We start from the raw sequence: 21,151 nt of genomic DNA, 5'->3' as shown, positions 1-21,151 counted from the left end.
TAAAATTATATGACAATTTTGACTTATGCGAGATAAGATCAAAGCTTACGAAGAGCAGGCCAAAGCTATAGAGCCTGATGCCCGTCAGCGCCGTACGCTGCGTGATGCCATAGTCAATTATACAGAGCAATTTCTGGAAAATATTCATGATCTGGAAAAAATTCCTGCTTTCCGGGTAAATGATACAGGAATAGACCTGACAAAGCAACCCATAGCAGATGAACCTATCGATCTGGAAAAAGCCATAGGCCTTGTAGCCAAAAATGTGGATAACGAAGGTTTAAATCCTGCATCAGGCGGACACTTTGGGTATATCCCTGGTGGTGGAATCTACAGCTCCTCTTTAGGAGACTATTGGGCAGATATTACGAACCGATATGCCGGGGTATTCTTTGCCAACTCTGGCGCAGTACGGATGGAAAACCACCTGATTAACTGGATGAAGGAGTTTATAGGTTATCCACAATCTGCACTGGGTAACTTAGCCTCAGGAGGCAGCATTGCTAACTTGACGGCTATAGTGGCAGCCAGGGATGCAGCCGGTATCCGTGCAGAGAATATCTCCAGACAGGTTATTTATTTGTCAAAACAGGCTCACCATTGCATCAATAAGGCAATAAACATAGCCGGACTAAGGGAGTGCCAGGTACGGCATATTGCCCTTGATGACGGATTCCGTATGGACATGGAGGCCCTGAAAAAAGCTATAGAAGCTGACCTTAAAGAAGGCTTAAACCCTTGGCTGCTGGTTGGCTCAGCAGGAACAACTGATACCGGCGCAGTCGACCCGCTCGATAGCATGGCAGACATAGCACTGCGGCACGGGCTCTGGTTACATGTGGATGCAGCTTATGGCGGATTCTTCATGCTGACTGAGTATGGTAAGAAGCAATTTCGCGGAATAGAAAAGTCCGATTCTGTGGTAATGGATCCTCACAAAGGCCTTTTTCTTCCCTATGGCATAGGTGTAGTGATCGTGAGGCATGGAAGTACGCTTAGAAACAGCTTTGCCTATGAAGCCAGTTATATGCAGGATACCGTCAATTTAGCCGATGAAGTGTCTCCGGCAGATGTATCACCTGAGCTTACGAAGCCCTTCCGAGGACTGCGCATGTGGCTGCCACTAATGATCCATGGGTTAAAGCCTTTCCGTGCGGCGCTTGATGAGAAGCTAATGCTAACGCGATACCTCTATCTGCAGCTACGGAAAATACCCCGGATAGCCTTGGGACCGGAGCCTGAGCTAACAGTGATCACTTTCCGGTTTGTACCGGATGATGGAGATGCCTGCCAATTTAATCGGGAAGTAGCAAGGAAAATTCATGAAGATGGCCGTGTTTTTCTATCAACAACTACCATTGATGGTATCTATACGCTAAGATTTGCAATTCTGGCTTTCAGAGCTCACCTTGAAAGTATTGATCTGGCTTTATCTATTTTGAAAGAAAAGTATGAGGAAGTTGCTGGTCAAGCCGAATTTTCGGGTAGACATTAACTTTTATCCTATGTGTTCGACAGATAATTAGTAGCAGCAGTTGGCAAAAGCAGTTGCAAACCAATAAAAAGTAACCATGGGCATGTTTACCGATTTTTAATGGTAAATTTCACATTGCCCGGCTGGGTGAAAAAAATATGAGGCTGACCGGTATTACACGGTACAGCCCCATTACCTAAACAAAACAAACTTATTGAGTAACCAGTGTTACTGTGCTATTGTTATCAGTGATTTCAAATTTGTAAAAAGAACCTTTAAGGTCTTTCATGTCGTAAATTCTCCTAAAGCCCTGAGGGTGACGTACTGTAGACTCATGGACGAGCCTGTCATTGTTGTCAAAAATTTTTACATCCACGGGTCCTGCATTGTTTAGCACAGCCAGCCTGTACTTCCTGTCATTATCCACACTTAGCACATTGGCTTTTAAAGCTGCTGCCGGTGTTTTTGTGTAGTTAATAGTCTCTGCTTCTACAGAACCATCAGGATGTACTACTTCAAAAGTATACGAACCCTCCGGTAACGAAGTAAAGTCGAACTGCTGGGCAAAGCCTTCTTTGTTCAATACTGTCTGGCTATGAACCTTCGAACCTTTGTCATTAAAAATATTGATTAAAACTGCGCCCTGATTTTCGTTAATGTAGACGAGCTTGTACTTAGCTTCTACATTGTTAACGATGGCGACTTTCTTTTTTGGAGCTAAATTTTCGTCACCGTTTACATTAGCGTATACGGTGCCCGCCAATAGCAGGGCTACCAGTGTTGTTAAAATTTTCATACTTATTTGTTGTTTTTGACCTACACATAAGACGCACTTTACAGGGGTAAAGGTTGCAAAGACTTTAAAATATTTTGATAAACGGATAAATAATGCCGCCGGACGGGTACTATGAAAAACTGAATTAACTTCATTTACAGGATTACCGCCCTGGTTGTGATGGTTTTGGATAACTTTACGAATGACTTACGCAGAAAATATACTTAAGTACTACAGCAATATTTCCATACCTCAGCAACTACCGGAAGGTGTAGAGGTACTTTACCCGTTTGATGACAGCGAAGTCAGCGCTATTCTCAATACTTTTTATAACAAGTACTTTGACGATAAACAAAAGCGCACTTTCCTGATCGGCATTAACCCCGGGCGCTTTGGCGGAGGCTCGACCGGAATACCATTTACTGACCCGATAAGGCTAAAAGAAGAACTGGACATTGAAAATAGTTTTGACCCCAAACCGGAATTATCCTCCAGGTTCATCTATCAAATGATCAATGCTATCGGCGGACCGGAGGTGTTCTACAAAAACTTCTATTTTACGTCTGTTTCGCCGCTTGGCTTTGTAAAGGATGGTAAGAACCTCAATTATTACGATATCCCTGCGCTACAGGAAGCGCTTGAAGGATACATAGTGGAAGAAATGAAAAAGCAGTTGGAATTTGGAGCAAAGGACATTGCATTTAGCCTGGGTATGGGCAAAAACATTGCATATCTTAAAAAGCTAAATGCCCGGCACAAACTATTTAAGGAGATAGTTCCTCTGCCTCACCCTCGATGGATCATGCAATACCGTCTGAAAAGACTGGATGAGTTTGTACAGGAGTACACCACAAAACTCACCCGAACAATTGATTAGAAAATCAAATTGTATCTGTTTTTTCGCTTAACGATCTCCATAAAAACAGTGTAGCATACGCCTGCCAGCCCGACCATTGCCTGGAAAGCAGTTGAAGCTGTACCATGGTAGGTTTTTCCTTCTGACCCCACAGGCTGCGGATTGCATTTTGTAATCCGGCATCTCCCATAGGAAAAGCATCCATAAATCTGAGGCATCGCATAGCCACGTAATTGGCCGTCCATGCACCTATGCCGTGCAGTGTGGATAGCTGCACCACAGCCTCACTAAGGCTAAGCTGTTGAAGTTCGCTTTTGCAAATTTTGTTTTCTGCAAAAACCTCTGCCAGCTTTAATATATAATCTGCCTTTTGCCTCGAAAACTGTATACTCAGAAGATCTTCTTTGGTGGCTGTGGACAACTCTTCCGGTGAGGGAAAATAAAAATACCGGTCCCCTTCAAAATCCTCATAACTACCAAATCGCTCAACCAAAGCCCTTTTAAGTTTGTAGGCAAACTTAAGGTTGATCTGCTGACCAATCACCGACCAGCAAAGTGCCTCAAAAAGGTCATTAATTCCTATCAGCCTGAGGCCAGTATATTTTGGCATTAGCTGGTTGAGCAACGGATCATTAGCAGCCAAGGCATAAAATCCGCTCAGGTCCCTTTCCAGATCAAACCAGGAGTTTACATAATCAACAATGGCAAGTTCTGGCATAGCGCCAGTGGTCAATTTGCTGATTTGCAGGGCATTTGGAACAGCTGAGATTTCGAGTAAAGCCTTTTGGCCATTAATGGAAACAGCTTTATATATCCTTTCGTTTTTAATGGTGTAAAGGCATTCATCAAAGCCCCTGTCCAGGTACCAAAGGCACTCCTTGTAGCTAAAATGTTCGGGGATGGGGATTTGTATGTGCATTGATTATTTCTTTACGAACAAAACTATGAAAAGGATACCGGTTAATTCCAGTGCTATTGTCTCTATTGGCTACGATGTATCAAAAGAACTGCTTGAAGTAGAATTTGTTGATCACGGTGGCATTTACCAATATTATGATGTAGTTAAAGCTGAGTATGAAGAACTGATGCGGGCCGGCTCCATAGGGGCGTACTTTAATCAATACATTAAATTTCAGCACGAGGAATATAAGGTGGACTGAAGTTATAAATTAATCTTTAGACCAAAGGACAATAAACGGCCACGATTTACCACACCTACATCAGAAAGGGTGGTTGGTGTTCTGTAAAGTTCATCCGTCAGGTTATTCACACTTCCGAAAAAAGTGAGGTCATCAAACTTAACGTGCAGCCTGGTATTGAGCACCACATACCCTGACTGGTCAGGCACCTCCCTGATATCCCCATGATATATTCCATTGATGTTTAGGTTTAACTTCCAGAATTTAAAATTAGTCCTGACAGAAATCATTCTCTCGGGCATGTATGTAACATGCACCCATAAGCTCGCTAAAGGTGCAAGTAAAAGTAAATTTTTCAGAAGGCCGGTAAGTAACGCCTACCTCCACGCCGGAGGTATTGATGTTTCCTGGCAAATTATAGAAAGTGGGTGCGAGCAGCGGGTTATTTTCCGCTCGTACAGGGGGTGCATCCGGGTCAAGAAAGATGAGGTTCTCGATAGTATTGTGGAAGTAGGTGGCTGTAGCTGAAAGTATGGTAAAGTTCTGCGTGTAGGCCACTTCCATGGTCTTTATCTCTTCTGCGTCGAGTGTTGTATTGCCATAGTCGACCGGGTTGTTCTGATCATAAAGCTCAAGATAGTTTGGAGCCCTGAAAGCCTGGCCGTACATCAGCTTCAATATTCCCTTCCAGGGTGTATTGTAAATGATCGCTCCCCGAGGATTAAGGCTTGTACCAAAGTCGCTGTAGCTATCGAGGCGAGCACCAAAAGTTAATTTTAATTGATCATTGAAGGAATGTTTATCCTGAACAAAAAAACCCCATACATGCCGCCGGTCATCTGTATTGTTAAAAGGCAGTTCATACTCCCTGATACCTCCAAAGTAATTAAATTCCACATAATCATGGGTGGTAAGTGATACGGCCTTGGAAATTCCCCCCTGCTCGTAAGACAGGCCGGTAAGCAGTTCGTTTTTGTCTGCCAGCAAATATGCAGCATCCACATTTAGGTTATTGGCCGAACTCTTCATAAAAGGCCCGGCAAAAAAGTCTTCTGTCCAGCCATCGTATCCGGCCGGAAATATAACAGCCTTGGTCTTCCAAGTCTCGACTCTGCGGCCAACTTTGAAATTGAGCTTTAGTTTTTCGCTTATCGCCAGCCTGTAAGAAAGGTTGATCATGGTTTGAAATGACTCTTCGGAATTATTAAAGTCAGCAACACCACCCAGGCCGTAAAAACCCTTGAACTCTCTCTCATGGTGCCGCATCTCTACCCTCAAACCTTTATAATTGACCCCGAGCATGGCATCAAAACCACGTTCCTGATCTGTCATGTCTGAGGTTCTGCCTACGAGATCAGTAAAATCATCAAACTCATAGCCGTCGTTTGAAAAGCCTTTTACAAAAGCATTTATATCTATGTTTTCATAAGACTTGGAAAAGTTGCCGGCTACGGAGACACTGTGAAGGTTGCCATAGGAAAGTTGAATATCATTAACATTTTCCTTGGTGACAATATTTACAACGCCCAAAAAGGCATTTGAACCGTACAGTGAAGATCCCGACCCCCGGATCACTTCTATTTGCTTAATATTTGCAACAGGGATCAGTCTGTTGATAATGGAAACTCCCCCGGTATAAAGATCGTTGAGCCGGTTTCCATTGACCAGAAATAAAACCGACTCTGATAATGCCGTGCTTCTGCCTCGTGCACCTATACGGTAGGCTTTGCCTTGTTCAATATCCAAACCGGTAAAATAGCCGGGAACATAATTAAGCAATTCTTCCACCGACCTTACACCCATGCGTTCAATTTCCGTAGCAGTAAACACATAAACTGAGGAGGGTGAATTGATGTAGGCTTCTGCAGTTTTGGAAGCAACCGAAATCTCAAGGTTTATCAGCTCATCCAGTGACATTTCAAAATATTGATCCAAATCCTCTTCCTGAGCCTGAGATACAGTACCTAAGGACAAAAACATCAATGAACTTAAAAGATAAGCGTAACGTCTGATTCGCATACGGCCAACTTGAAAAATATCCAAAATGCCTATATAAGATAAACAGTATTCAGTTTAAAAGCATGTCTTCAGGCATTTTTGTTGACCCTTTGCCACTAGCAGGCTGGAATGGCTTCTTGCAAATAATAACCTTCAGGCAGAAATAACTTCCCTAATATTTTATTCAGCCTCACAAGATAAACCTGTAAGTATACTTTAAAAGGAAAATGTTATGCGGTTTTTTATCAAATAAGCCTCCATAGAGATGCGCAAAAGTATGGCTATGGTTGTCTGGGGATTCAGAGCGGTTTTGTGTCCAGACCAGAAATAATGTTGACCCCGGAATGTATTCCCACCTGAGCACCATGTTGGAGCGGAACTGGGCAAAATTAAAATCAGGATTCTCTATGGTATAGTCTGTTTCACCATCCAGGTTTTCGTCGATCAGGTACTCATCATTTTCGGAATCATAAGTACTCCCGACTATAACAAACCGATTGGAATATTTTTCTGCATCCGGTTCTGTCACCTTCTTAAACTCGGAGTAGCTGCCAGAAGCCGCAAAGGGCTGTCCCCAATATTGGATCGACATATTGGGGGTGATCATATAAGTCATCCTAAAGGACATATTGTAAGTGGTCTGATCAATTTGAGCAATGATGTACTCATCCCCACCCCGGTTATCCACAGTAGTTACATATTGCATTTTATCCACATTATTGCTTACGCTTGGATTGAGGGAGATATTCCAGGCATTGCTTGGGCGATATATGAAATTGACCCATAAACCCCTGTTCTTTTGGTTGTCGTCAAAGCCGAAACCCCACCAGGGATTTACTTCTACGCTAAATTTTTTCCTTGTATCCGAGCCTAACCAGGCCCAGTATTCAAAACGGCCGGGATAAGTCAGGGCGGGGCCTCCCCGTAAATCGGCATTGGAAATAGAATAACTGCGCACATAAAAACCAGCTCCTCCATACCAGAAATTCTTAAACTCAAAGTTGGTTTCCATATCCATATCTTTCTCCGTATTTACACCTCCAAAATCCCATGATGAGGACTGATTGAGATTAACACGTAATGACCTGAATGCACCAAATGGCTTGAGCTTTCTATACTGGACCCATAGCCATTGGGTCATCATATCGGTTTGACCGAGAAACCCAATATCGTTTAACTCCAGTTCGGGCGACAACCAGTTAAAGCCTACATCATAAATAACTTTTCCACTTCTTTTACCAAAAACAAGGGTGCCTCCTGTACCCGTCAGTTCATTTCTGGTAGTATCAAGCTTGGTGTGGTGATTATCTGAGCGCTGAAAGAACCTCTCGGGTGACTTCTGTGTCGAAGTCACTGCCTCCGCGCTTCCTTCTACCTTGCTTACTATCATTTTAGAAGTGATGAAATAAGTGCGCTGGAGCCAGTATTGCGTAAAATCGAGACCAGCCGTATAGGCAGACTTATGAAGCCAGTTCAGTTTCGGTTCCTCTATCTTTCGGTTTGTTACTGTTATCATTCCTCCTACAAGAGTGTTTCCTTTATTAATATCCTGCTGTGCCCGGGCGACGAAATAGTTGGTCAGAGGTTCAATAGTTTCTTCCCGGGTATAGCCCAGGCTATCTATTTCAGCAGTCTCCACGGCCGTTACGGACTCCAGGATTCCCCATGAAAAACCATTCTTATTTTTACCTGTTATTTTAGCCGCTCCCAATATTCGCGAGTTGGTAGATGATTTAACAAATTCATCCACATCGTCATCGTCCGCTTCTCCGTCGCCATCCAGATCATCATCGTCAGTATCAATAGACTGCTGAGGGTTCCGGCCTATTCGCCTGGAATAAAACAGGTTGTTGTTTCCCGAATTGGAAACTGGAAAGGTGAGGATATTACTACCTTCAATAAAAAAGGGCCGCTGTTCTGGAAAGAAAAGCCTGAATGCGGATAAATTCACCTGCGAGGGATCGGCTTCAACCTGTCCAAAATCCGGATTTACTGTGAGATCCAGAGTGATATCGCTGGTAATACCAATTTTTGCATCAAGACCAAAGTCAATGTCTGAGGATGAGCCCGTAGCATAAGGATTACCCTCTTCTTTTTTAAACCGCTCTGTTTTCGCGAGTACGTAAGGTTGTATTTCCAATTGCTTTTGGGGCCTTATACCGGTTAATCCCCGCAGCTCTCCAAACAAATGCACCCAGCCTGCTGCATCCTGAGGTATATACTGCCAGTTGGAGCGCTCGTTGTTCCTGAAGAAACGCCGTGTGACCTGCAGACCCCAGACGTGCTCCGGCTTATCGGCAAAACGAAGCTGGCTAAGAGGAATCCTCATCTCAGCAATCCAACCTTCATCATTAATGCTCGTTTTAAGGTACCAGATAGGGTCCCAGTTGCTATCCCAGTTATTCCCGTTGTTAGATACGTACTCATCTCCCTTTACACCGGAAACTGATGCTGTAAATGAAAATGCTGTTCTTTTATCATAGTAACTATCAATATTCACCTCTACAAAATCGCCTTCGAAACCATCCCTCCTCGACATACGACTAACTATTTTGGCGGGTTCCGGGTCAAGGTTCTTAAAGAGCACATAGAGGTTTTTAGCATCGTAGAGAATTTTGAACTGTGTCTGAACGGAAGGGGCAGCACCATCATCTGGCGTACGCTGCGTGAAATCACCACCTCCCCAGGGAACCAGGTCCCAGGCATTATCATCCGCTTTGCCATCTATTTTAGGTGGTTCTCCCGTTATGCGCTGCGTAGTATAAGATTTAACAGCAGGATCTTGTGCATAGCCGCCGAAAACGATTGAAATATTAATAAAAAAAAGAAGCAGAAACTTCATTGTTAGAGCTTTGTACCTTATAAGTTATTACTGCTATTATCCGCAATAGTTACAGGCTAACGAAGCTCTTATGCCGAATAGATTATTATTTGTGACAAACACCATATTTCTTTACACAGACGGAGAGCAATCAGGTGATCTTGAGAGACAATAACGTGATGAAAGCAGAATTTAACATCATGAATAGCAGCAGATAATGAAAGTTGAGACAAAATCACGTACCTTAAACAAACTATAACTACTAATTTGAAGATTATGAAGCCCAAGGTAAACCTCAAAGAAAAGTTCTCCCGTTTTTCCGCATACTGGACACCAAAGATTGTGGGGGAGCTGAACGGCCAGTATGTAAAGCTCGCCAAGCTAAAGGGAGAGATGGTTTGGCATAGTCACGCCAACGAAGACGAAATGTTTTTAATTGTAAAGGGCAGCATGACGCTGCACTTCAGAGATGGAAAAGTCGATTTGAATGAAGGAGAAATGTTCGTAGTGCCAAAAGGGGTGGAGCACCTGCCTGTAGCTGAGGAAGAGTGCCATGTTATGCTATTTGAACCCATATCAACGGCGCATACAGGCGAGGTTGAGTCCGAGTTGACGGTGAAGGAGTTGGAATGGATATAATTAACGGGCTCGTGCTGCAAAAAACACCAGCATACTAACGCCGAGAAAGATTACCCCCATGCCTCCGAGCAGCGAAATGAGAAACCAGCGATCCATGAAGGTATTGATAAGCACATCGTTCGGGTTACTGGGATTAACATAAATCGGTACCTCTTCACCCATAGAGTAACTGGGGGGATCGGATTCTACGTTGGAATAATAAGTGTATATCTGGCCGTTAATTTCATATTCAAATACCGGCTGGGAAGGGTTGCTTACCACAATAGCAACTGTCTGCTCAGCTTCCCTGACAAAACTGCGATTGGAAGTGTACAAATGGATCGCCACCCCAAGCATGATAACACCAACTAATCCAAAGACAATAGTCAGGATGGCAACTCCACCACCACTAAATGGTCCTGGCCTTCTGATATACTCATCATCAGCGATATCTTCATCAATTAACTCGGCAAGCCGTTTGGCATCTCTTAAGGTTAAGTCAAAATTGGTTCGGAGGTATTTAATAGCTTCTATTTTACGACCCTTGATCAGGAGTCCCCGAATATATTGCTTTTGAACTTCTGCAACTTCCATGTATCAATTTAATGATATTTTTGAACTTATACCAGTCCCGTTAACAGCAATCGGCAAGAGCAATTGGCAAGGTCTCAGAAATTATTGGATATGGAAATTTAAATACGACTGTAGTTGCAATAACTGTCTTGCAGTCTGATATGAAATAAGAAAAGCCGCCCTTTACCAGAGAGCGGCTTCTTACTGTTCTCGTTAAAACCAACTAAAAACGAAATAACAGCTTTTGTTCAACCTAACCGGATAAACTAAAACAACAGCCGTGCCAACACTTAAATGTGCAGGAAAACTTGATTTTAAGCAAAATATCAGCCTTTGTTAGTTTCAAATAGAGAAGCCTGTCCCGATTTGAGTATTTTATTTTCCGTTTAAAGAGCGACTCCATGCACCATATTTCAGATTGGATCATTGTTACTAATAGCGAACTGATTAAAGGGTAGCCTTACTAAACTTTGAAAGTTTGGTAAAGTTTTACCGCTTTGTAACATTGGCAGTGGTAAGTGCTCAAGACAGCGACTATTCCGCTGTTTCCAGCGCATAACTTCAACTTGTAAAAGGATCGAATTAAGGAGGGATGACCAGGAATGAAAATAAAAAAAGCCGCCCTTTACCAGAGGGCGGCTTCTGACTGTTTTCGTTAAAACCAACTAAAAACGAAATAACAGCTTTTGTTCAACCTAACCGAATAAACTAAAACAACAGCCGTGCCAACATGTAAGTGCTTCCAAAACGCATATTTTAAGGTTAGTTGCTTCATTTCGGGTCTCAAATAGAGAAATTTATCCCAGGTTGAACTAGTTACTTATTTCGTTTTGCTAATGTGTCTGGTGTATTGATTGCAAAATATTATCTAATGCACTGTTAAAAACCTCAGGACTTTCAACCATAGGGTAATGGCCTGTTGCACCGACCGACTCAATCTGGAATCCATTCTTACAATTTGCTTCCAGCCCCTCCGCATAAGTAGGCTCAGCCGTGCTATTGATGAGGTAGAGCTTCAAGGGTAATTTTTGAAGCAGCTCAGCCGTGCTTCCAAAGCCCTGCATGAGGTCTTTTAATGACCTATAGCCGATAGTAGGGTCGGTGTTGGCTATATCATTCATAACAGCTTTTTTTACTTCTGCCGGAGTAGACGGCTGAAACAGCGTTTTCTCAGAGTATGCAGGTGCATTTTTGGCGAAATCACTTTCAAGTGCCTTGAAATAATTTTCCAGATACTTCATATCCTCTGGAGAGAACTCTACACCTACAAATTTGAAGTTATCAACACCCACCAGCCCGATGACTTCTGACGGCAGATCCATGGCCACGTGTAACATGATATCACCTGACATCGAGTGGCCTATAACTACTACATTTTTAAGTTTTTCTTCTTTAATAAACCCAACTACATCATCTGCATATTCCTTAATTGTCCACTCCGTTCTGCCTTCTGCAGTAGATTTGCCAAAACCCGGCAAGTCCATGGCATATACATTATAGTCATTGCTGAAATGGGTAATCTGATCCTTCCAATAGCCGCTGTTAATGCACCAGCCATGTAAAAAAAGTAACGTTGTGTCTCCGCTACCACTTTGCAGGTAATTGATCTTTACTTTGTCGTTAATGCTGACTTGTTCTTTCTTCATTGGGTTCGGGGTTTGAGCGTAGGCTCCACCTGCTATCGACAGGCAGGCAGCCGCAGCTAGTATTAGTTTTTTCATGGGATAATTGTTTACGCAATAGTAATAGCTAAAACTGTCAACCCTATGTCAGCAGATAAAAAATATTTGTCTGTAATACCTGTTTATTTTCCTATCAGCACTTCATATTCAGTTGGCACAGTCACCCCTTGAAACTGATTGGTCAGCCCATAGAATATTAAAATAGTTAAGGCAGTACCCACAATCAAGATCAATCCGGACTGCCTGGACGGTGATATGCCAAGGATAAACCGATTCATTTTCTTATGGTGAATAGCTGCTAAATGACCAAAAAATGAAAAGATGGCAAGACCATAATAAGGGATGAAAAACAAATTGTAAGGAAAAGCATTCAGTCCGGCTACGCCAAAATAAAAGTTGGTATCAAGGTGCAGCACCATTCTGCCAAAGAAAATAGCGCTTAAATGGATGGTGAGGAAAGCAGCCATATATAACCCTGACCATAGGTGTAATTTTTCATATTTGGAAGTAGTACGTTTCCTATGCCGCCTGAACAGTGTGAAACCAGAAAACATCTGAACAAAAACAGCGGCTAACAAAATCACCTCAGCAAAGAGGTTGCGATAAAAGTGCCGTAGCATGCTCATCACTTTAATGTGAGTATCGGCACCCCATATAGCAGTTATATGGTTGAACAAGTGCAGACCAATAAAAATGGTGAGTATAATGCCTGATAAGTAATGAATTTTCCTCATGTCTTTTTGAGTTCAAAGGTCAGGCATAAATGCTTCTAGGCATTTGACATAGATCAAATTCCATTTTTTGGGTTGCGGATCCTGCTTAAAGTCTCCAGGGTAATACCCAGGTATGATGCTATATGGGTCAGGGGAATCCTTTGAGTAATATCGGGCCGAATCTTCAACAGGTTTTCATATTTCTGTAGCGCAGTTTCAAACTGAATGGATACCACGCGCTGTTGTAGTTGAAGGAGCGTTTTGGTAACCACAACTTTTGCAAGCCGCTCAAAATCATGGTATTTATCAGAAAGTTGCTCTACCTTATCCTTTGAAAGCTCCAGTAAAATACCCGGTTCTAATATTTCAATAAAATGTGGGCTGGGAACATTCAGAAAGAAGCTGTTGATAGCAGTTATAAAGTCATTTTCGAAAGCAAACCAGTCAGTAATATCTTTGCCATCTTTTAAATAATACGCCCTGGCACATCCTTTTACAATAAAATAGCTTTTATCTGCATACTGCCCCTCCCTGACAAGAATGGCAGACCTGTCGAAGTCAAGCACTTTAAGCCCTTTAGCAAGGTCCGCTTTGCAGGCGGCTGTTAACGGAGAGTAGCTGTCACTAATCGTTTCAACGATCTGATTGATATCAATATTTACTTTCATTTGAAAAACTCAGGATGTTAGACTTTTATGGACGGTCCCTTATGCTCAAAACTCGGCACTATGCGCGTAACATACCAAGCCCAGACCCACTAAATTTGACAACTTCCTTCTCACATGAGCTAAGCCCGGATCAATTTATTGCACCAAAGAATTGTCAAACTTTATTGAGCTTAATCAGTTTAGTTATAATTTTCCAGCTCAATTTGACTCCGGGGATTAAGCCGGCTTTCCAAAAATCAGATAAAATAAGTAGTTGTGACAGATAATTTACGCCCCTTAATGTTTGTAGGTACAGGCTCTGACGTCGGTAAAAGTATCCTATGCGCAGGCATTTGCAGGATATTGAAACAGGACGGCTACCAGCCGGCACCCTTCAAGGGCCAAAACATGTCTAACAACAGCTATGCTACTCCGGATGGCAAAGAAATAGGAAGAGCACAGGCTGTGCAGGCCGATGCTGCCGGCCTTCCACCTCATACGGACATGAACCCCATTTTGTTAAAGCCCAACAGTGACCAAACATCGCAATTGGTCATCAATGGCAAGCCCGCAGGAAACCAATCTGCACTTTCTTATTTCAGGCAAACTGACCGCGATAAGCTTTTTGACATTGTAATGGAAGCTTTTAACCGCCTCAACCAACGGTATGCACCTGTAGTAATAGAAGGGGCGGGAAGTATCTCAGAGCTGAACCTGAAAGCAAGGGACATCACCAACATGCGAGTAGCCCTGAAAGCAAACGCTGCTACTTATTTGATTGCGGATATTGATCGGGGTGGTGTTTTTGGCAGCATATACGGTACACTGGAGTTGCTCACGGCAGAAGAGCGCAAATTGATCAAAGGCATTATTATTAATAAATTCAGAGGTGACATCAGGCTGTTTGAAGATGGCAAACGGATACTGGAGGAGATCACGGGAGTACCCGTAGTCGGCGTGGTACCTTATTTTAAAGATATTCACATTGAAGAAGAAGACGCGGTAACTATCGTAAACAAGAATTTCTCCAGTAAAGCAATGGTCATCAATGTTGCCGTGGTACTGCTTTCAAGAATGTCAAACTTCACGGATTTTAATGCCCTGGAAAGAGACCCACGGATACACTTATACTATACTGACAAACCTGAGGAACTAAAAGAGGCTGATATCATCATCATTCCAGGCACTAAAAGCACCCTTGGTGATCTACAGGAAATACGTAAAAAAGGACTGGTTAAGGAAATACTTTCTGCTTATACCAAAGGGAAAAAGGTTGTAGGTGTTTGCGGGGGTTATCAAATGCTTGGGCAGGAGATTCACGACCCAGATGGCGTAGAAGGAGTAACCAGTGCTATCCCGGGTATCGGGCTCCTGCCTGTATCAACTACCATGCTGGGTAATAAAACAACCGAACAGGTCAGTTTCAATTTCCTGTCCTCCACTAAAGATTGTTCAGGATATGAGATCCATATGGGAGAAACAGCGGTATTGGAAGGCAGCTCTCAACCCGTAAATCAAATCCGTAACGGAAAGACTGACGGCTTCTACCTCAACGACAAATGCTGGGGCACCTACATACATGGTATTTTTGATAACCCTGTAGTTGTTGATCACTTACTTTCCGGGTTAGATGTTACCGAAGTAAAACTACAGTCACATCAGGAATACAAAGAAGAGCAGTTCGATAAGCTGGCTAGTTTGCTGCGCGAATGCATGGACATAGACTATATCAAGTCCACCGTAACGTCTCCCGTACTACATGAACACCAGGAGGAACGTGATAGATGAGCCACGGAGACGATCTATACAATTTTGATTTTGACTTTAGGGCTAACTTCAGTTCTAATGTTTGGCATGACGGCACACATCAGGCTTTAGTCGCCGCTTTGCAAAATGTACTCGGCAATTTACAGAGTTACCCTGCTCCGGATGCCCAGAGCCTTACTTCTCAAATAGCACTACATCATCATATTGAAAGTGAAAATGTGGTGGTAACAAACGGCGCTGTAGAGGCCTTTTATTTAATTGCACATGCTTTTCGCAATAGCTCAGCAACCATTTACTTCCCTACTTTCTCAGAATATGAAGCCGCTTGCGAAAGCCATGCGATAAAGATAAATCACATGCCCCGACATAAGTTATCCACATCGGGCATAACCTCAACACTGGCTTTCATCTGTAATCCTAATAATCCTGACGGGCTAGTTACAACCAGAGCAGAACTTGACCGGTTGGTAAGCTGCCACCCGGATACCGTATTTGTTATTGATGAAGCCTATGGGGATTTTGTGATGGGCGATTCACCTTCTTGTGTGGATATGATCGGCGTACACGATAATGTTATTATTGTTAAATCACTGACCAAGCTCTTCGCCATACCCGGCTTGCGATTGGGGTACATGCTGTGTAGCCCGGCCATGCAGCAAAAAATACTAGCCTGTAAAATGCCCTGGAACGTAAACCAGATGGCGATAGAGGCCGGTAAGTTCATTTTTGATAGCTACACGGACATTAAGCCTGACCTTTCAGCTATCATGGAGCTTTCTCACAAACTTCAGAAAGAACTGGGCCAGATTGAAGAACTGGAGGTGTTACCCTCATCAACACATTACTTCCTCATCAAACTGAAGAAACCCCTGGCTTCAGACTTAAAGCAATATCTGGCCCATGAGCACCGGCTTCTGGTTCGGGACGCCTCTAACTTTCATGGTCTGGATCAACACTATATCAGAATATCGCCACAAACGGAAGAGAAAAACCTGTTGTTAGTTAATGCCCTCAAAACATGGAGCAAAAGTATTTAGTTGTTCTTCCATTATTAGCCGCCTACGTGCTAGATCTCATTTTGGGAGATCCCAGATGGCTTCCGCATCCCATCAGGTGGTTTGGTCATAGCATCAACTTTGGTGAAAAACATTTGAACAACGGCAGGCACAAGTTGATAAAAGGTGCGGTTTTAACTATTCTTTTAACAGGTGGGGTATTTACTACATGCTACTTTTTAATACACTTCATCAGGCCTTTCACTTACATCTATTACCCTATTGCCACCATTCTACTTTTCTTTTCCCTTGCCAACAAAAGCCTGATTGAAGAAGGAAAAGCTGTATTTGCTGCTTTAGCTCAGGGTCTTGAGGCTGGCAGGAAAAGGCTCTCCTGGATCGTAGGGAGAGAAACGGATCAGTTAGACGAAAATAAAATCCGACTGGCTGTATTTGAAACACTATCGGAAAATCTGAGTGACGGGGTGATAGCACCTTTATTTTACTATGCCATTTTAGGTGTTCCCGGTGCTTTGGCCTACAAAATGATCAATACGCTTGACTCTATGATAGGCTACAAAAATGAGCGTTTTCTTCTGTTTGGCAGGTTTGCAGCAAAGCTTGATGATATCACTAACTTTATGCCCGCCAGAGTCACTGCCCTCTTAATGGTCGGGCTGACCCTAAGCAGAAGAGGCATGAAGTATATAATCAAATACGGAAACAAACACAGTAGCCCGAACGCCGGCTACCCGGAATCTGCCCTTGCCGGTATTTTAAATTGCCAGTTTGGCGGCCCCAATTATTATCATGGGAAATTAGTTGAAAAGCCATTCATAGGAGGCAATAGCAGAGCCATTGCACCTAACGAGATAAACAAAGTGGCCATGATCAACCATGCCGTCACGCTCATTTTTGTCATCATAATTATCGGCATTCAATGGATAATCTGAGCAACAAGTTTATCATTACAGGAGCTGCAAGCGCAGGAAAAACAACCTTGCTCCATGAGTTAGGCCGTCGGGGTTTCAACTGTTATGAAGAAGTTTCTCGTAGAATTATCAGACAACAATTAAGTATATCTTCCAATGCCCTCCCATGGGGTGATATGCAAAATTTTTGCACCCTTACTTTTGATACCATGGTTAAAGAGCACATGGTTCAAACAGATTCAGCACTATGTTTCTTCGATCGCGCTCTACCCGATATTATTGCCAACCTGGACTCGTGTAATTTACCCATACCGCCCCCATACACCCAGGCAGTGGCTAATGCCGGGTATAACAAAAACGCCTTTATACTACCCATTCATCCGTCCATTTTTGTGAATGATCATGAACGGAGAGAAACATACGCACAAGCGAATAAGATTTACAGATCAATTATTAAAGTTTATCAGTCCTTAGGTTTTACACTTCATGAGATACCTTTGATGCCCGTAAGCCAAAGGGCTGAAATGATTCTTACCAAACTCCACACGTATAGCTATGACATTGCCTGATATCCGTATCGTCCAAAACCTGTTGATCATATTATGTTTTGGTACCCTTTTGAAATGTACTCCGGCACAAACCGAAGCACCTGTACAAAAACAAGCCCTGGACCTGTCGCATGCATCAAGGTTTGGCGCTGACTATCTTAAATCCGGGGCCACGGAGGTTAAGATAAATGCCCCGTGGTCAAACAGTGACAGTACCGTAGTGAAAACATTTAATATAGACTCCGGCTTTACCGCGCGTGCTATTGTTTGCCTTTCCATTACACACATAAATATGCTCAGTGAGTTGGGTTTGCAAGATAGAATTGTAGGCATTCCCTCGTATGAGGACGTTTTTGATGACAGTTTGAGAAATTATTTTATCAATAAGGGTGTGAATGAAGTAGGCAAAGGTGGTGACTTGAACTATGAGCTTTTAATTAACCTCCAGCCCGACCTGATCATAGAGTCTGCCGTTGGCAACTCGATGGATGTAAACCAAAAGCTGGAAGCACTTGGCCTCCGGGTTATTCTCTTCTCCGCCCACACGGAAAACCACCCTTTAGGGAGACTGGAGTGGATAAAATACCTCTCTCTATTTACAAAAACAGAAAATGTAGCCTTTACCCTGTTTAACCAACAAGCTGATAACTATGAGAAGATAAAATCTCAGTTTAACAAAAGAGATAGTGCTCCTAAATTCTTTGTAGGCTATATGTGGAAGGACAATTGGTATGTAGCCGGGGGCAATAGTTATATGGCGCAGTTCATCAAAGATGCTGGTGGCCAGTACATACTTAAGGAAGATACCAACCCCGGCAATATTAAATTATCTCATGAAACAGTAATTGAGTTACTTCAGCAATGTGATATCTGGCTACATCCGGGCAGCCAAATGAATACCATAAGTCAGCTTGCCGAGCTCAATCTGCCTCCGGAATATCTGGGCGGGCGGCTCCGAATTTACAATAACAACCGCCGGTTGAGCCAATATGGCAAAAATGACTTTTGGCAGTCAGGATTTGTACATCCTGAAAAGGTGCTGGAAGACCTAAGACACATTGTGATGAAAAATGATAGTCTTAACTATTATGTCCAAATAAAGTAATTTATATACATTTGAGCATTGGTGTTTGTTGATGAGATACTTTCGTCAACAGAATTAAAAGGGAATCCTGTTAAAATCAGGAGCTGTCCCCGCAGCTGTAAGCTCTGTAAAATGTTAACCAAATCACAAGCCACTGTCTCTACATCGGGATGGGAAGGCCGTTAACATTGGAGCAAGCCAGAAGACCTGCCAGTAAAACATAGTAATCGAAACTTTCGGGAGAAAAGTGCTGATTAGAAGATCCTACATAGTTTTTGCTGCGTACTGCAAATCTTTTGTTGCGTCATTCTGATTCCATTTCCCCGGGCAAATTATTTAAAAATGAAGCTCGTTATCAGATGTTTATCCGTGTTGATATGCCTTGTGGCTGCATGCAATTCGCCAAAGCAGGAAGGTACATCTACGTTGCCGACCCGCCAGCCTGTCCAACTTAAACATGCATCACTTTTTAGCATAAAACAACAGGATGGTTTTAAGAAAATTACAGTCCAAAACCCCTGGGATACCACTGCATTATACGCCACTTATATCCTAATCCATAAAGGTGATCCTGTACCGGAAAACCTGCCTAAGGACGTTTTTATAGTCGAAATACCGATTTCCAGTATCGTAACCTTATCTACCACACATCTCGGACTACTGCATACGCTTGGGGCAGAGCAGTCACTCATTGGGCATAGTACACTGGACTATATCTATAATCCATCCATCAAAGAGCGGGCTTTAAATGGTGAAATCGCAGAAGTTGGAAACACCCAAAATTTAAATATTGAGACCCTTATTGACCTTCGACCGGATCTCATGATGACCACCGGACATGCCCAGATACACGATAACCTGAAATTGCTGGAAAAATCAGGAGTACCCATTGCTTATAATATTGAATGGATGGAAAGCTCGCCACTTGCCAGGGCCGAATGGCTAAAATTTATGGCAGCCTTTCTTGAAAAGGATGCTATGGCAGATAGCATTTTCAATCATATCGAAGATGAGTATGAACAAATAAAAGCAGAAGCCATTGCTGTGAGTGACAAACCTTCTGTACTCGCAGGGGCCAAATACAAAGACACCTGGTCCATGCCCGGAGGCAATAGCTATGCAGCACAACTTTTAAAAGATGCCAACGCCTCTTACTATTGGTTCTCAGATAAGTCAAGAGGAAGCATACCATTAAGCTTTGAAACGGTTATAGACAAACAACTCAATGCCGATATCTGGATCAATCCCGGAGGTTTTACCGAGCTCGCCGAATTTATCGATCACGATGAAAGATATACCCGGTTCTCGGCTTTTCAGCAAAAGAAAGTTTATAACATATATGGCCGCATTAATGAAACAGGAGCCAACGACTATTGGGAAACAGGTCTGGTCAATCCACATCTAATACTTAAGGATTTAATAAAGATTATACATCCAGAGAAATTCCCTGATCACCAGCTTATCTATTATAAAAAACTCAATTAATCCTCCATGAGATTTGTCCCTTCCAAATACATAGCATTCTATACCCTCGCTATAATACTCCTGATCATCCTGTTCTTGCTGGATATTCGATATGGCACAGTCAACATACCTCTCGATCAGGTAATGAAATCGTTGACAGGCAAACCGCTCGAAAAGGAAAGCTGGGGGTTTATTATTACTGAATTTCGACTACCCAAAGCCTTGACGGCTCTCCTGGTTGGGTCGGGCTTGTCAGTGGCGGGGCTTCTGATGCAGACTTTATTCAGAAACCCTTTGGCAGGGCCATTTGTACTCGGTATCAGCAACGGAGCCAGCCTGGGAGTGGCGCTATTGGTCATGTCGGGCAGTTCCGTTTTCAATATACTATACCAGTTAGGAAATTGGGGAGTAGTAGTCGCAGCCGTATTGGGTTCTTCCGCAGTACTCTCATTTGTACTTTTAGTTTCCGCAAAGGTTAAAGACAATGTTTCACTTCTTATCGTTGGACTCATGGTGGGGAGTGCCAGCGGTGCGATTGTTAGCGTGCTTCAATTTTTTAGCGACGCTGAATTAATACAGGCATATGTCATATGGACGTTTGGGAGTCTGGCTGGAGTATCCTGGGAGCAGTTACAAATTTTAACTCCGATTGTACTTCTCGGCATATTGTTAGCATTCATCTCTCAAAAGCAACTGAATACCTTTTTGCTGGGGGAGCAGTATGCAAGAGGGCTGGGCATATCTATAAAAAAGTATCGAATCGTTGTAATTATAGCCTCTTGTTTACTTGCAGGAAGCATTACAGCATTTTGTGGACCCGTGGCCTTTATTGGCTTAGCCATTCCTCATATTGCAAGAGCTGTTTTTCAAACCGCCAATCACAGTATTCTCATACCCTCGGTTATATTAATCGGATCTATAGTTATGCTGATTTGCGATATGATCGCTCAAATGCCTGGTGAGCAAACCACCCTGCCCATCAATGCAGTAACCGCACTGCTTGGTGCCCCGATCGTAATTTCGGTCGTTATCCGTTCGCGAATGATGAAAACTTCAATATAAATA

Annotated in this window: 20 protein-coding genes and 1 riboswitch; of the genes, 11 read left to right on the top strand and 9 right to left on the bottom strand. The window is 42.9% G+C overall.

Annotation, left to right across the window (positions count from 1 at the left end; translation table 11 throughout):
• Nucleotides 1-25: 25 nt before the first annotated feature.
• Nucleotides 26-1,495, top strand: a complete 1,470-nt coding sequence (locus LVD17_RS09335) for a pyridoxal phosphate-dependent decarboxylase family protein (protein ID WP_233766296.1) — start codon at nucleotides 26-28, stop codon at nucleotides 1,493-1,495.
• Nucleotides 1,496-1,685: 190 nt separating this feature from the next.
• On the opposite strand, the gene LVD17_RS09330 is transcribed toward LVD17_RS09335, so the two are convergent.
• Complete coding sequence (locus tag LVD17_RS09330) at nucleotides 1,686-2,270, bottom strand: T9SS type A sorting domain-containing protein (RefSeq protein WP_233766294.1); 585 nt, start codon at nucleotides 2,268-2,270, stop codon at nucleotides 1,686-1,688.
• Nucleotides 2,271-2,451: 181 nt separating this feature from the next.
• Between LVD17_RS09330 and LVD17_RS09325 the strand changes: the two genes are divergently transcribed.
• Nucleotides 2,452-3,126: a uracil-DNA glycosylase family protein gene (locus LVD17_RS09325; protein WP_233766292.1), complete on the top strand. Its 675-nt coding sequence runs from the start codon at nucleotides 2,452-2,454 to the stop codon at nucleotides 3,124-3,126.
• Nucleotides 3,127-3,130: 4 nt separating this feature from the next.
• Here the strand turns inward: LVD17_RS09325 and LVD17_RS09320 are convergent, their stop codons facing one another.
• Entirely contained in the window at nucleotides 3,131-4,024 is an 894-nt protein-coding gene (locus LVD17_RS09320) for a DNA-3-methyladenine glycosylase family protein (protein ID WP_233766291.1), read from the bottom strand.
• Between the two features lie 25 nt (nucleotides 4,025-4,049).
• Between LVD17_RS09320 and LVD17_RS09315 the strand changes: the two genes are divergently transcribed.
• Nucleotides 4,050-4,265, top strand: a complete 216-nt coding sequence (locus tag LVD17_RS09315; protein ID WP_233766289.1) for a KTSC domain-containing protein — start codon at nucleotides 4,050-4,052, stop codon at nucleotides 4,263-4,265.
• A 2-nt stretch (nucleotides 4,266-4,267) separates the two neighbouring features.
• Here the strand turns inward: LVD17_RS09315 and LVD17_RS28480 are convergent, their stop codons facing one another.
• The 3 genes from LVD17_RS28480 to LVD17_RS09305 all read right to left on the bottom strand — a co-directional run bounded on the left by LVD17_RS28480 (nucleotide 4,268) and on the right by LVD17_RS09305 (nucleotide 9,084).
• Nucleotides 4,268-4,534, bottom strand: coding sequence for a TonB-dependent receptor (locus tag LVD17_RS28480; protein WP_255702573.1), 267 nt, complete (start codon nucleotides 4,532-4,534; stop codon nucleotides 4,268-4,270).
• Nucleotides 4,515-6,263 (bottom strand): TonB-dependent receptor plug domain-containing protein, encoded by a 1,749-nt coding sequence (locus LVD17_RS09310; RefSeq protein ID WP_255702572.1) that lies wholly within the window; start codon nucleotides 6,261-6,263, stop codon nucleotides 4,515-4,517. The genes LVD17_RS28480 and LVD17_RS09310 overlap by 20 nt, the downstream gene beginning before the upstream one ends.
• Nucleotides 6,264-6,432: 169 nt before the next feature.
• Nucleotides 6,433-9,084 (bottom strand): DUF5916 domain-containing protein, encoded by a 2,652-nt coding sequence (locus LVD17_RS09305; protein WP_233766287.1) that lies wholly within the window; start codon nucleotides 9,082-9,084, stop codon nucleotides 6,433-6,435.
• A gap of 255 nt (nucleotides 9,085-9,339) precedes the next feature.
• Between LVD17_RS09305 and LVD17_RS09300 the strand changes: the two genes are divergently transcribed.
• Nucleotides 9,340-9,702, top strand: coding sequence for a cupin domain-containing protein (locus tag LVD17_RS09300; protein ID WP_233766285.1), 363 nt, complete (start codon nucleotides 9,340-9,342; stop codon nucleotides 9,700-9,702).
• Here the strand turns inward: LVD17_RS09300 and LVD17_RS09295 are convergent, their stop codons facing one another.
• The 4 genes from LVD17_RS09295 to LVD17_RS09280 all read right to left on the bottom strand — a co-directional run bounded on the left by LVD17_RS09295 (nucleotide 9,703) and on the right by LVD17_RS09280 (nucleotide 13,317).
• On the bottom strand, nucleotides 9,703-10,275 hold the full coding sequence (locus tag LVD17_RS09295) for a DUF3592 domain-containing protein (RefSeq protein WP_233766283.1): 573 nt from the start codon (nucleotides 10,273-10,275) through the stop codon (nucleotides 9,703-9,705).
• Between the two features lie 812 nt (nucleotides 10,276-11,087).
• Nucleotides 11,088-11,975, bottom strand: a complete 888-nt coding sequence (locus LVD17_RS09290) for an alpha/beta fold hydrolase (protein ID WP_233766281.1) — start codon at nucleotides 11,973-11,975, stop codon at nucleotides 11,088-11,090.
• An 83-nt stretch (nucleotides 11,976-12,058) separates the two neighbouring features.
• A complete protein-coding gene (locus tag LVD17_RS09285) occupies nucleotides 12,059-12,670 on the bottom strand; it encodes a succinate dehydrogenase/fumarate reductase transmembrane subunit (RefSeq protein ID WP_233766279.1) in 612 nt (203 codons plus the stop codon).
• 53 nt (nucleotides 12,671-12,723) lie between these two features.
• Nucleotides 12,724-13,317: a Crp/Fnr family transcriptional regulator gene (locus LVD17_RS09280; protein WP_233766277.1), complete on the bottom strand. Its 594-nt coding sequence runs from the start codon at nucleotides 13,315-13,317 to the stop codon at nucleotides 12,724-12,726.
• 255 nt (nucleotides 13,318-13,572) lie between these two features.
• On the opposite strand from LVD17_RS09280, the gene LVD17_RS09275 reads away from it, so the two are divergent.
• From LVD17_RS09275 to LVD17_RS09245, 7 genes are all read left to right on the top strand, one after another.
• A complete protein-coding gene (locus LVD17_RS09275) occupies nucleotides 13,573-15,084 on the top strand; it encodes a cobyric acid synthase (protein WP_233766275.1) in 1,512 nt (503 codons plus the stop codon).
• Entirely contained in the window at nucleotides 15,081-16,100 is a 1,020-nt protein-coding gene (locus tag LVD17_RS09270) for a pyridoxal phosphate-dependent aminotransferase (protein WP_233766274.1), read from the top strand. Before LVD17_RS09275 ends, LVD17_RS09270 begins: the two co-directional genes overlap by 4 nt.
• Entirely contained in the window at nucleotides 16,082-17,011 is a 930-nt protein-coding gene (cbiB, locus tag LVD17_RS09265) for an adenosylcobinamide-phosphate synthase CbiB (protein WP_233766273.1), read from the top strand. The genes LVD17_RS09270 and cbiB overlap by 19 nt, the downstream gene beginning before the upstream one ends.
• Nucleotides 16,999-17,559, top strand: a complete 561-nt coding sequence (locus tag LVD17_RS09260) for an AAA family ATPase (protein WP_233766272.1) — start codon at nucleotides 16,999-17,001, stop codon at nucleotides 17,557-17,559. Before cbiB ends, LVD17_RS09260 begins: the two co-directional genes overlap by 13 nt.
• Complete coding sequence (locus LVD17_RS09255) at nucleotides 17,546-18,643, top strand: ABC transporter substrate-binding protein (protein WP_233766271.1); 1,098 nt, start codon at nucleotides 17,546-17,548, stop codon at nucleotides 18,641-18,643. The genes LVD17_RS09260 and LVD17_RS09255 overlap by 14 nt, the downstream gene beginning before the upstream one ends.
• A 2-nt stretch (nucleotides 18,644-18,645) precedes the next feature.
• Nucleotides 18,646-18,851: riboswitch (cobalamin riboswitch) on the top strand.
• A gap of 113 nt (nucleotides 18,852-18,964) precedes the next feature.
• The gene (locus LVD17_RS09250; protein ID WP_233766270.1) at nucleotides 18,965-20,107 is read left to right on the top strand and encodes an ABC transporter substrate-binding protein; all 1,143 of its coding nucleotides are present in this window, start codon (nucleotides 18,965-18,967) and stop codon (nucleotides 20,105-20,107) included.
• Nucleotides 20,108-20,113: 6 nt separating this feature from the next.
• Nucleotides 20,114-21,148, top strand: coding sequence for an iron chelate uptake ABC transporter family permease subunit (locus LVD17_RS09245; RefSeq protein ID WP_233766269.1), 1,035 nt, complete (start codon nucleotides 20,114-20,116; stop codon nucleotides 21,146-21,148).
• The last annotated feature ends 3 nt before the right edge of the window (nucleotides 21,149-21,151 follow it).

The organism is Fulvivirga ulvae, from assembly GCF_021389975.1.
GTDB classification, from domain to species: Bacteria; Bacteroidota; Bacteroidia; order Cytophagales; family Cyclobacteriaceae; genus Fulvivirga; species Fulvivirga ulvae.
The sequence above is the reverse complement of the archived record's forward strand: the minus strand, read 5'-3'. Positions and strand labels throughout refer to the sequence as shown.